At 63.4% G+C, this 11026-nt stretch carries 10 protein-coding genes and 2 pseudogenes; 4 read left to right on the forward strand and 8 right to left on the reverse strand.

The genetic code is table 11. From position 1 onward, the window contains the following. From OS914_RS02835 to OS914_RS02845, 3 genes are all read right to left on the reverse strand, one after another. The gene (locus OS914_RS02835; protein ID WP_267544543.1) at positions 1-657 is read right to left on the reverse strand and encodes a TetR/AcrR family transcriptional regulator; all 657 of its coding nucleotides are present in this window, start codon (positions 655-657) and stop codon (positions 1-3) included. After that, on the reverse strand, positions 654-2738 hold the full coding sequence (locus OS914_RS02840) for a 3-hydroxyacyl-CoA dehydrogenase NAD-binding domain-containing protein (RefSeq protein ID WP_267544544.1): 2085 nt from the start codon (positions 2736-2738) through the stop codon (positions 654-656). Before OS914_RS02840 ends, OS914_RS02835 begins: the two co-directional genes overlap by 4 nt. A 90-nt stretch (positions 2739-2828) precedes the next feature. Then, the gene (locus OS914_RS02845; RefSeq protein ID WP_267544545.1) at positions 2829-4040 is read right to left on the reverse strand and encodes an acyl-CoA dehydrogenase family protein; all 1212 of its coding nucleotides are present in this window, start codon (positions 4038-4040) and stop codon (positions 2829-2831) included. Positions 4041-4250: 210 nt separating this feature from the next. Here OS914_RS02845 and OS914_RS02850 point away from each other — a divergent pair, with 210 nt between their 5' ends. From OS914_RS02850 to arfB, 3 genes and pseudogenes are all read left to right on the forward strand, one after another. After that, the gene (locus OS914_RS02850; protein ID WP_267544546.1) at positions 4251-4943 is read left to right on the forward strand and encodes an endonuclease/exonuclease/phosphatase family protein; all 693 of its coding nucleotides are present in this window, start codon (positions 4251-4253) and stop codon (positions 4941-4943) included. A gap of 9 nt (positions 4944-4952) precedes the next feature. Then, a pseudogene (locus OS914_RS18165) lies at positions 4953-5644 on the forward strand (ribonuclease Z); the annotation flags it as partial. Positions 5645-5736: 92 nt separating this feature from the next. Continuing rightward, positions 5737-6159: an alternative ribosome rescue aminoacyl-tRNA hydrolase ArfB gene (gene arfB, locus OS914_RS02865; protein WP_267544548.1), complete on the forward strand. Its 423-nt coding sequence runs from the start codon at positions 5737-5739 to the stop codon at positions 6157-6159. Between the two features lie 56 nt (positions 6160-6215). Here the strand turns inward: arfB and OS914_RS02870 are convergent, their stop codons facing one another. Then, a complete protein-coding gene (locus OS914_RS02870; protein ID WP_267544549.1) occupies positions 6216-6986 on the reverse strand; it encodes an alpha/beta fold hydrolase in 771 nt (256 codons plus the stop codon). 189 nt (positions 6987-7175) lie between these two features. Between OS914_RS02870 and OS914_RS02875 the strand changes: the two are divergent. Next, positions 7176-7469 (forward strand): annotated as a pseudogene (locus tag OS914_RS02875) (IS110 family transposase); the annotation flags it as partial. 696 nt (positions 7470-8165) lie between these two features. Here OS914_RS02875 and OS914_RS02880 read toward each other — a convergent pair. From OS914_RS02880 to nrdF, 4 genes are all read right to left on the reverse strand, one after another. Next, positions 8166-9044 (reverse strand): SGNH/GDSL hydrolase family protein, encoded by an 879-nt coding sequence (locus OS914_RS02880; RefSeq protein ID WP_267544550.1) that lies wholly within the window; start codon positions 9042-9044, stop codon positions 8166-8168. A gap of 16 nt (positions 9045-9060) precedes the next feature. Beyond that, positions 9061-9201 carry a hypothetical protein gene (locus tag OS914_RS02885; RefSeq protein WP_267544551.1) on the reverse strand — a complete coding sequence of 47 codons (141 nt, stop codon included), beginning with the start codon at positions 9199-9201 and terminating at the stop codon, positions 9061-9063. Further along, a complete protein-coding gene (locus OS914_RS02890) occupies positions 9188-9499 on the reverse strand; it encodes a hypothetical protein (protein WP_267544552.1) in 312 nt (103 codons plus the stop codon). Before OS914_RS02890 ends, OS914_RS02885 begins: the two co-directional genes overlap by 14 nt. A gap of 180 nt (positions 9500-9679) precedes the next feature. After that, the gene (gene nrdF / locus OS914_RS02895) at positions 9680-10654 is read right to left on the reverse strand and encodes a class 1b ribonucleoside-diphosphate reductase subunit beta (protein WP_267544633.1); all 975 of its coding nucleotides are present in this window, start codon (positions 10652-10654) and stop codon (positions 9680-9682) included. Positions 10655-11026 lie beyond the last annotated feature (372 nt).

Raw genomic sequence — 11026 nt, forward strand, 5'->3', positions numbered from 1 at the left:
TCAATCCTGGCGGCCCCACCGATCTGGTCTACAGGGCGGCCCGGGGTGACGGGGTGACGGGCCGGCAGGGCGGCTCAGCAGTGCGGTCAGGGTCAGCTGCAACACCTCGCGCGCCTGCTGCACGCTTTCCCCCAGCTGGTCCCGCAGCAAGTGCCAACTGGCCCAGTCCGCGGCGGTACAGCCGGCAAGGGTTACGCGTTCGCGGTCCCCGGGTTCCATCGCCGCAAGCTCCTTCGAGAAGAGAGCCTCGAAGGCGGCGCGGATGCGACGAAGATTCTCCTGCAGGTTCTCCTGCAGCGCCGGGGAAAAGGGACGCTGGAGATCGGCCGCGCGTGCCAGCGGCGCCACCGATTCCAGCAGCACGGCGCGCTGTTGACAGTAGCGCTCGATCCGCTCCGGCAGGGAAGCGCCCGGTTCCAGGGACTGAAAGGCTTCATCCTGCCGGTCCAGCTGCTGCCGGGCCGTGCCGGCCATCAGGCTTTCCATGTCCTTGAAATTGTCCCAGAGTGCGCGCTGCGAGACACCCGCGCGGCCGGCGATCTGTTTAGCGGATGGCCGGAGTTCGCCGTCATTAATCAGTGCGATGTGCGCGTCGGCAATGATCTGCCGGGTCCGCTGCGCGCGGGCGCTTCGTCCGTCCACGGCAGCTGCACTCACCGGCCGTACCCATCAAAGGTGGCGCCGTCGTCGGCCAGCTGCTCCAACAACGCCGACGGCGCCAGTGACGCATCCCCTGTCAGGAGCGCATAATGCCGCAGGCGTGCCGCGACGAGCGCAAGCCCCATCTGGTCCGCGTACCACATCGGGCCGCCGCGGTAGGCTGGCCAGTTGTAGCCCTTGACCCAGATGACATCGATGTCCCCCGGGAGGTCCGCGATGCCCTCGGCCAGAATGCGCGCGCCCTCGTTGATCATCGGAAGCGTCAGGCGCTCCAAGATCTCCTGCTCGGAAATGGGCCGCCGCACTATACCCAGCTTCGCGGAAACACCCTCGATCAGCTTCGCCACGGCCGCATCATCCCGGCGGTCACGGCCCTCGTAGGCGTAGTAGCCGGTACCGGTTTTCTGCCCGAACCGACCCGCCTCGCAGAGCGCGTCGCTGACCGGCGCCGTGCGGCCCTGCGCCTTCCGGTTACGCCAGCCAATGTCCAGCCCGGCCATATCCCCCATCGCAAATGGACCCATCCGGAAACCGAAGTCCGTCAGTACCTGATCCACCTGTCCGGGGAGCGCACCCTCCAACAGCAGCCGCTCGGCCTGACCGGAGCGGACCTCCAGCATGCGATTGCCGACAAAGCCGTGACAGACTCCGACGACGACGGGCGTCTTACCGATGCGGCGGACCAGTTCGAAGCCGGTGGCCAGGGCTTCGGCGTTAGTGTGTGAGCCGCGGACCACCTCCACCAGCGGCATCACATTCGCCGGGCTGAAAAAGTGCAGACCGAGCACCCGCTCCGGATGGGCCGTTCCGGCCGCGAGCGCATCAATGTTCAGATAGGAGGTATTGGAGGCCAGCACCGCATCCTCTCGGACATGGCGGTCCAGGTCGGCAAAGATGTCCTTTTTGACAGGCAGATCCTCAAAGGCTGCTTCAATCACCAGATCCGCCGAGGCGAGTGCGCCATAATCCAGACTGCTCTCAATCAAAGCACGCTCGCTGCTGGCGTCAGCCTCTGTCCGGCTGCCGTGCGCGACTGAGGTGGCAAGGTTCTGCTCGATCCGCGCGAGGCCGCGGTCCAGCGCGCTCTGCTCCGCCTCGACGAGGGTGACAGGAATTCCCGCCGCTGCCAGTGCCATGGCTATGCCACCGCCCATGGTCCCGGCGCCGACGACGCCGGCCCGGGCCACGCGCGTGGCGGTCCCGGGGTTGAGGTTCTTAGGTTTGCGGGCCGCGCGTTCGGCCGCGAACAGGTAACGCTGGGCCGCCGACTCGGGGCTTTGGCGCCGCTCTTCAAACTTTTCCCGCTCCACCCGCGCCCCGGCGTCGAAGGAGACTTCGATGCCGGCGGTGATGGCGTCGATGGCGGCCTGGGCTGCGGAGGGGTCCTTGGCCTTGCGCAGCGGGACGGCCGCCAGTGCGGCTACGGTTCCCCGCACGGCGTGCGCCCCGGCGATTTTGTGCTGGCGATCCCGCGTCCGCGTCCGGTCACCCTTCAGCGCGAAGTGGGCTGCCCATCGAACGCCGTCTTTCGAGGCCGGGTCGGAGAAAACGGCGTCGACGAGCCCGTCCCGGCGGGCCTGCGCCGCGGAGATCGGCTTTCCGCTGAGAATCATGTCAAGCGCGCGCTCCGGCCCCACCAGCCGCGGCAGGCGGCCGGTGCCGCCTGCGCCGGGGAGCAGGCCCAGCGTGATTTCCGGCAGGCCGAGCCGGGCTTCCGGGTCGGCAAGCCGTGCGGTGGCCGCCATTGCCAGCTCCAGCCCTCCGCCCAGCGCCACTCCCGTGATCGCGGCAATGACCGGCAGCGGGAAGTCTTCCACCAGGGCGACCAGCTCGCGCAGATCCGGCGAGCCTGCGGCCGCATTAAATTCGGTAATATCCGCTCCCGCGGAGAACGCGTTGGCTTGCCCTGTCAGCAGTACCGCAGTTGCCTGCCGATTGTGGGCAATGCCGGCAAGTGCATCCACCAGTGCTCTGCGCAGCGGCAGTCCCAGGGCATTGACCGGTGGGTGGAACATGCTGACCCGCGCGACGCCGTCGACCATGTCCACCGACACCGGTCCGGTTGAAACTTCACTCATCCTGAACAACTCACTTCCGTGCTTGCTGTGCCCGCTGCGTAGGCTGCCTGGCGGGTTGTCGCTGAGTACTTTTGCTATGCTGAGTATCGCCTACTTGAAGGCGGAAATTCCGGTGATGTCCCGGCCCACCAGCAGGGACTGAATGGAATCGGTGCCCTCGTAGGTGCTCACCACATCCATATCCGTCAGGTGCCGGGCAACATGGCGTTCCAGCAGCAGACCGTTGCCGGCCAGGATGTCCCTGGCTTCGGCGCAGATCCACTTCCCTTTTTGTGCCGTGGACATTTTGACCATGGAGGCCATTGGCCCGGTCAGCTGATCCGCCTCGGCGAGCTCCGCCATCCGCGTGCACATCAGCTGCATGGATGTCAGTTCGCTGAGCATGTTGGCGAGCCTGCTCTGCACCAGCTGGAAGGAGCCGATCGGCTTACCGAACTGCCTGCGCTCCAGGGCGTAGGCCACGGCAATCTCGTAAGCCGCCATGCCATGCCCCACGGCCTCCCATGCTGCACCGCCACGGGTTGCCGTCAGCACCGAGGACACGTCCTTGAACGAATGGCAGAATTCCAGGACGTTCCGGGCCGGGATCCACAGATTCTCCAGCACAATGTCCGCCTGCATGATGGCGCGCTTACCACTCTTGCCGGTGATCACCGTCGGGCGGTACCCGGCAGGGTAGGCGCCGTCGCCGCTCTTCTCCCTGACGTCATCGCCCTTTTCCAGCACAAAGGCCTTAACCTGACTATCCGCAACATCGCGGGCGAAAATCACCACGACGTCGGCCCGGTCCCCGTTCCCGATCCACCGCTTGTGCCCGTTGAGCACAAAGTCTTCCCCGTCCCGCCGCGCGCTGGTTTCCAGCGCCACCGAATCCGAGCCGTGCTCCGGCTCCGTCAGCGCGAAGGCGCCAATCTTTTCGAGTGTGGCCAGGGACGGCAGCCAACGCTGCTTCTGCTCCGGGCTGCCCAACATGTTAATAGCGCCCATGCACAGACTCGAATGCACGCCCAAAAAAGTGTTGATCGATCCGTCACCGCGCGCTATTTCCCGGGCTACGATTCCCGCCGCACGCCGGCTGAGCCCCGGGCAGCCGTAGCCATTGATCGTGCTTCCGATGATGCCCAGCCGGGCCAGGCCGGGGAGTAGTTCTGCGGGGAATTCCGCGCGTTCCCAGAAGTCGTTGATGATTGGCAGGATGTCAGAGGCAACGTACGCGCGCACCCGGTCCCGCAGCGCCCGCTCACCGTCCGTTAGGCCGTCATCGAGCCGGAAGTAGTCCACGTTCACTTCGCTTTGGGTCATGATTCCGTCCTTTTCCGCGCCGTGTGGAAGTGGTTCAGCTCACGTTCACAAACAATTTGCACACTATCTGCAAATTGTTTGCGGTTCAAGCACGGATGCGGTCGATCCAGCTGGAAGGAATCTCTGAGAACCGGCGCGACCCGACTGCAGAATCGCGTCGGTCATGACCGGCCGTTGCTAAACTACGTACCAGACGGTAACTCCCACCGATTGACCGGAAGAGGTCTTCCCCTGCTACGAGTCATCAGTTACAACCTCCGCAAAAACCTTGCCAGCGATGAACTCGTTGAGCTGGCGAGGGATTCCGAAATCGATCTGCTGTGCCTGCAGGAATGCGATGCCGCAGAACTCCCGGAAACGGTAGGACATCTGCACCTTGCGGATTCAACCAAGGGCAACCGGCTCGGTCTGGCAATGTATTACCGCAAGGACCGCTTCACCGCGCTGGAAACGAAGGCCTTTGCGCTCAAAAAGTCCATGCATGACCGGATGCTCGCGCCTGCCCACGAACGGCTGATCGCCACCCGGCTGGTCGACCGGGAGACCGGACGCAACCTTGCCATTGCATCGTTCCACGCCGCCCCACTGACCGCGTCCAATTCCCTGCGCCGCAAGCAGATTCACGCCGCGCACACCGAACTGCTCAGTATGGGTGGGGAGCTGGTCACCCTGATGGTCGGAGATTTCAACTATCCCTTCTTCAAGAAGAACCTGACGGAGGAAGTGAACAAGACCGGCTATGAACTTACGATGAGCGACAGCAGGACGTATACGCGGTACAAGGTTTTCCGGGGCCACTTTGACTTCGCGACCTCGTTGGGGCTGGACATCACCAACGTGGAAACCCTGCCGCGCGGCAAGTCCGACCATATGCCGATCCTGATCTCGGCCGAATACCTCTAAGCCCTCGGCATGCGTAAGCTCGTCGTTCTTGGCACCGCCTCGCAGGTCCCGACGCGAACGCGCAACCATAACGGCTATCTGCTGCGCTGGGACGGCGAGGGCCTGCTCTTCGATCCGGGCGAGGGCACCCAACGGCAGATGATCTATGCCGGGGTCCCGGTCGGACAGATCACGCGTATTTGTCTCACCCACGTCCATGGCGACCATTGTTTTGTCTGCCCGGCGTGCTCTCGCGGATGGCCCTGGACGGCGTCCGGCACCCGGTGCACCTGCATTACCCCGCCTCCGGAGCGGATGTGGTCCGCGCGCTGCTATCCGTTGCCACCGGGGGCATTGATCTGCGGCTGCACCCGCATGGCAGCCCCGGGCTGGTTGCCCCGGGCCTGGAGGTCCGGCCGCTGCATCACCGGATCGAGACTTACGGCTACCGGCTCGCTGAGCCCGACGGCCGCACATTCCTGCCGGAGCGGCTCGCGGCAGCCGGCATTGCCGGCCCTGATGTCGGCCGTCTGCAGCGCACGGGAACCCTGGACGGCGTCCGGCTTGCGGACGTCAGTGTCCCGCGGCCCGGCCAGCGCTTCGCCTTCGTTATGGATACCGCCCCATGCGCGGGCGCCGAGGAGCTCTCAGAAGGCGCGGACCTGCTCGTGGCAGAATGCACCTTCAGCGACGACGATGTCGGCCTTGCCGAGCAGTACCGCCCCGGCAGAGCACGCCCTGAACGGCTGGGTCCGGTGCCGCCGACAAAATGCCGGCACGAAGGCGGGACGCCTCGCCGTGCAACACTTATTGCATGGATCTGGACGTCTCCCCCGCGCTCACGATTCCCGCTGCGGAACTTGGCTGGAGGTTCTCGCGGTCGTCCAAGCCAGGCGGCCAGCACGTGAACACGTCGGACAGTCGCGTCGAGCTCTCTTGGAACATCGCCGACTCACCCGTTCTGTCCGAGGAACAGCGGATGATGTTGCTTGCCCGTCTGGGCCGTCGTCTCATCGGCGGAGTGATCACCGTGGCCGCCTCCGAGCGTCGCTCTCAACTCCGCAATCGCGAGATCGCCGTGGGCAAACTCGCCGAACTCATCAGCGCAGGCCTTGCTCCCGACGCGGCCCAGCGCCGTCCGACTAAACCAACCCGGAGCTCGCGGCGGCGGCACCTCGCCGCAAAGCAACAGCGGTCAGCAACAAAACGGCAACGCCAACGGCCGGCCGCCGAGTAGCTTCATGCCGGCAGGTACGCAGTCCTCAACGCCAGCCCCCAGCGGTTCCGCAGACCTCAGCGGAAGAATTCCAACAATGCAGGCGCCACCATCTCGGGCTCCACCGCATGATCCTGCCCTTCGATGACGTCCTGCCTCCCGTTCTGGACCGCTATCGCCACCGCCGACGCAGAAGCCTGTGCCCATGCGGCGCTCGCACCGCCGTACAACGCCAAAGTTGGTGCGGAAATGCGGTCCAGCCGCTGCACCGGAACATTATTATCCCCGGCGAGCCTCAGATCGTAGGGCAGAGTCGGCGCCAGAGCTACCAACGACGGCCACCAAGGCGATTGCTTCATTCCTGCATCGAAGTCGGCGCCCGTGTGCCGGATGAACTCCTCCACCGCCAGGTCCGAATTTCCCTCGTCCACCAGGGCCTGTATCTTGTCAACAAAAACCTGCCACAGCTCGTCTCCTCCCTCTGTTGTGAGATAGGGCGGCTCATACACGGCGAGCCTGCTGATCCCGACGCCCGCGGCGGCTGCCTCAAGAGCCAGGATGCCGCCGGACGAATGACCGTATACCCCCGCAACCCCGCCAACGGCTGCCACCAGTGCGCCGAAATCCTCAACCTCGCGCTCGACCGCGTAAGGCGGCGTATTCGTACTCTCGCCGCGGCCGCGGCGGTCGTACGTGACCACTGTGAAATCATCCGCGAGCAGCGGCACCATACCTCCGGGCGACTGACGCGTGTTCAGCGCCCCACCGACCAGGATGAGCGTCGGCCCGCTCCCGGCCATTTCGTAGGCGATCGTCGTTCCGTCAGTGGATTTGACGTTTTCAGCCATGAAGTTCTCCCCTACCATTTCGCGCCATTCGGCACTTCACTACTACCCTAAAGCTGCCTGATCTTCAAGGGTTCACTGTCCTGCGGCGGCGGTGCGCGTGCGGGATAAGAATCCTTAAGATCCGGAGGACGACGCGGCCGCGTTCCCTCCCGCAGAGCACCTCAAGCCACCGCTAAAGTCGTTCACCCGCTCGGTACCGGCGAGGCTAAAACCGGTGCCCGGGACGCGTACATCATCGCCGCAGCAGCCCGCACGATGCCACCTACCCTGGGCTCGATTGAGGTCGCCGATGAGCAGATCGCCGAGCTGTCGACGCTGTGCGGTTTTGATGATGATCTGACCCAGCAGGCCACCGCTACATCAAACCGTATCCGCCGGCGTCTGATCCAGATCCCCCGGGCCCTTGAACCGGTATTCGGCGCACACCTGGACCACTGTGCAATGGCGGAGCTGCTGATGAAATATCCGACCCCCGCCGCCCTGCAGACCGCCTTGGCCTGGGCCAATGTCCTGGCACCCGGGATCCAGTTTCTGAGGGTGTAGAGGCTGCTGTCTGGTGGGAGGGTCCACCGATGATTTCCCATTGGTAGCTCGTGGAGTACAGGCCCACCTCGGCACCGATACTGCGGAAGTAGTCGGTCATGCCCTCCAGATCGGCGGTATTTTCAGTCGTGTTGCTTGACCAACTGTTGCCTGTTTCGACGTCGAGCCACCACAGGTAGGCCGACGGCCCGGTGACGCCGCGGATGTTTACGTCATCGTAGGCCTTGGCATAGCCGTACATATAGGCGCAGGCCAGCGTGGCGGTGTGATTGCAGGTTCCGTAGGGATTACCGACGATGGACCCGCCGTAATTGTTGTTGACGGGCCACCAGGACCCGGCAAGTCCGGGATTCCCCGTGTTCACGTACAGAGCTGATGGGGGCTGGCCGGTGCCTCCCTTTGACCCTACCGCCCGCGTTAGCCGGCTGGCCAAACAGGGGTTGGTGTTATTTGCCAGCCCGTTGGTGACGCCGACGATACCGAATGCCTGACCCCGTGGAAGGGATATTCCGCACTGCGGCCAGGAGATGTCATTGCCGACAGGAGTACTTGCGTGACCGGACCTCTCTTCGGTAATTGCCGGCGTCGTCGTTTGGCGCGGCAGGCCGGTCCATTCCGGTTGGGACAAACGGGCGCTCAGCGTTGATTGGTTGAGTGCACCACCGGTTGGCCGGTGAGCAGGCCGTCGTTGACCAGTGCCCGGTAATAACCGAACAGGTTGCCCAAGGCGTTCGGATGGAAATTGGCCGTTGCCGTCGGGTTTGCCGGGTTGTAGTTGATGTATGGGATGGCCGCGCCGATGCCGTGGTTCGCGAACTCCTGGCTGACGTCAACGAACTGGAGCCGAGGGGTGCTTGTGGCAGCGGCCGCAACGGCACCGGCAATGACCTGGTTCAGGACATCGGTGGCTTGATTGACTTTGTCTCCAAAGGCGTCCCCGGGGTTGAACAGATGGGGATACCCGAGCACAGCGATACGCGCGTGGGGCATGGCGGCAGCCACCGCCACATAGGTCGGGAAGAGTTTGGCCGGCAGCTTTGCTATCAGCGCTGTGCTGGCTTTGAGGGCGTCGGTGCAAACGGTGGCCGCGGGATCGGGTGCGCATGCGGCCAGTACGACATTGGAGCCGGCATCAATTCCGCCAACGGTCAGGGTCACCAGACTGGTATTTGGATCAACGCCCGCCAGCTGGCCCAGCACGTTGTCCGTGTCGGCTCCGCTGCAGGCCTTATTCGCGGACAACCTATAGGGGCTGAGGAATCCGGTGATGACCGGGTAGCTGGCGTACCTGCTCTGCAGGCAGGGTCCGGGAATATACGGCGGGGCACCCTGTCCGGCAGTAAACGAGTCCCCCAACGCGGTGTACGTCCGATGATATCCAGCTAAGGATGTAGCCGCTCCGGTCAAGGCTGCTGCGGGAGCCGCGGCCATCCCCGTAACTAACGCCACCGCCAGCAGGGAAACTGCGCTAATGCGCGACAACAACCGGACACCGAAGCTGTTCGTGGCTATCATGCCCACATGGTACGCCTCACCGCACCATAGTGGAATGCTCCGACGAGACGTCGCGCTTGTGGTCGTGGGTCTGCTGCTGCGGGTGCGTCTGGGACAACGGCTGGCCCGGGCCGGTGCGGGAGAGGGCCCGGATCTGGGTCTTCTCATCGATACTCACCACGACCGCCTTTTCCGGCGGTGACATGTACAGTCCCACCACCTCCGACGGGGGGAAAAGATTCCGTGGCGTGCGGCCATGATGCGGCAGACCAGTGCGAGATCCCCAGCTCGGCCGACGGGTTCCCGTCATTGGTCAGGGTATCGGCAATCACCGCGATCTCATCGATCTCCCTCACCCGGCCCGGGTGCTGGACGTGGGAGGGGGCTTCGATCCCGCCTTCGGCATAGCGGTGGCGCCACTTCAAAACCGTGGGCGCCGAAAACCCGGTGACCTGCTCGATCTGGAAATTTGGCACCCCACCGGCCGCCACCAACACAGCGCCGGCCCGCAGGGCCAACGTCGCGGTGAATGTTTTCCCATGGATCAGCGCCTTCAGGGCTTCACGGTCCCCTAACGAAGTTCCAATGCCTTAGCCAGATAAACCATGACTTTAGTCTGCCGACAAACCAGAGCCATAGGAATTAACGACACGCGCTTAGAAGTCCCAGTCGTCGTCCTCAGTGTTCACGGCCTTGCCAATCACATATGAAGACCCGGACCCGGAAAAGAAGTCATGGTTCTCATCCGCGTTCGGGGACAGCGCGGAGAGGATCGCCGGGTTCACGTCCGTGACAGCGGCCGGGAACATGGCCTCGTAGCCCAGGTTCATCAGCGCCTTGTTGGCGTTGTAGTGCAGGAACTTCTTGACATCCTCGGCCAGGCCCACAGCATCGTACAGATCGTGCGTGTAGTGGACTTCGTTTTCGTAGAGCTCGTACATCAGCTCGAACGTGTAATCCTTGAGCTCCTGGCGTTTGGCCTCGGAGACCTTCTCCAGCCCGCGCTGGAATTTGTAGCCGATGTAGTAGCCGTGCACGGCCTCGTCGCGGATGATCAGCCGGATCATGTCGGCGGTGTTGGTCAGCTTGGCCCGGGAGGACCAGTACATCGGCAGGTAGAAGCCGGAGTAGAAGAGAAAGGATTCCAGCAGGGTGCTGGCCACCTTGCGCTTGAGCGGGTCATCTCCTGCGTAGTAGTCCATCACGATCCTGGCCTTCTTCTGAAGGTACTCATTTTCAGTGGACCAGCGGAAGGCTTCGTCAATCTCTTTGGTGGAGCAGAGTGTAGAGAAGATGGACGAATAGCTCTTGGCGTGCACGGATTCCATGAACGCGATGTTCGTGTAGACGGCTTCCTCGTGCGGGGTGATCGCATCGGGAATCAGGCTGACGGCGCCAACGGTGCCCTGGATGGTGTCCAGCAGCGTCAGGCCCGTGAAGACGCGCATGGTCAACTGCTGCTCGTCCGGGGTCAGCGTGGCCCAGGACTGGATGTCGTTGGACAGAGGCACCTTCTCCGGCAGCCAGAAGTTGTTGGTCAGGCGGTTCCAGACTTCAACGTCCTTCTCGTCCTGAATCCGGTTCCAGTTGATGGCCTCAACATGGCTGAGGAGCTTTACTTTTTCGGTCATGATTCCGACTCGCTTTCTAAAGAAGGACTTGGCTTGGCTGAGTCCTCGACGCAGTACTTGCAGTCGGCTTTCTCGACGCCTTTGTTGGTGTGATACCTGGTATGCGCGTTTCTCTGGCTGGAAGGCATCGGACGGCCCTTCCGTACTGCTGACATTTTCGCCCGGGTTTCGGCGCTGGCTGCCTTGGCCGAAGTTGGGATTTCCTACGCCCCTCCTAGCCTTGGACAGCACTTGACGCGCCTCTATCGACATCGAGTGGCCAAAGCTCGGATGGTCCTCTCCAAACTTGCCGAAGTTTGGATTGGCCGGACCAAGGTGGGTTCCTTTGCGTTCCCGAGACCATTTTTCCTTCTGCTCGGAGCTGTGATTCTT

The organism is Arthrobacter endolithicus, from assembly GCF_026627425.1.
Lineage (GTDB): Bacteria > Actinomycetota > Actinomycetes > Actinomycetales > Micrococcaceae > Arthrobacter_M.

Bases quoted from the DNA above. Each gene is read 5' to 3' on its own strand.
- arfB (WP_267544548.1), top strand. From the start codon at position 5,737: ATGGATCTGGACGTCTCCCCCGCGCTCACGATTCCCGCTGCGGAACTT.
- OS914_RS02840 (WP_267544544.1), bottom strand. From the start codon at position 2,738: ATGAGTGAAGTTTCAACCGGACCGGTGTCGGTGGACATGGTCGACGGC.
- OS914_RS02845 (WP_267544545.1), bottom strand. From the start codon at position 4,040: ATGACCCAAAGCGAAGTGAACGTGGACTACTTCCGGCTCGATGACGGC.
- OS914_RS02870 (WP_267544549.1), bottom strand. From the start codon at position 6,986: ATGGCTGAAAACGTCAAATCCACTGACGGAACGACGATCGCCTACGAA.
- OS914_RS02880 (WP_267544550.1), bottom strand. From the start codon at position 9,044: ATGATAGCCACGAACAGCTTCGGTGTCCGGTTGTTGTCGCGCATTAGC.
- nrdF (WP_267544633.1), bottom strand. From the start codon at position 10,654: ATGACCGAAAAAGTAAAGCTCCTCAGCCATGTTGAGGCCATCAACTGG.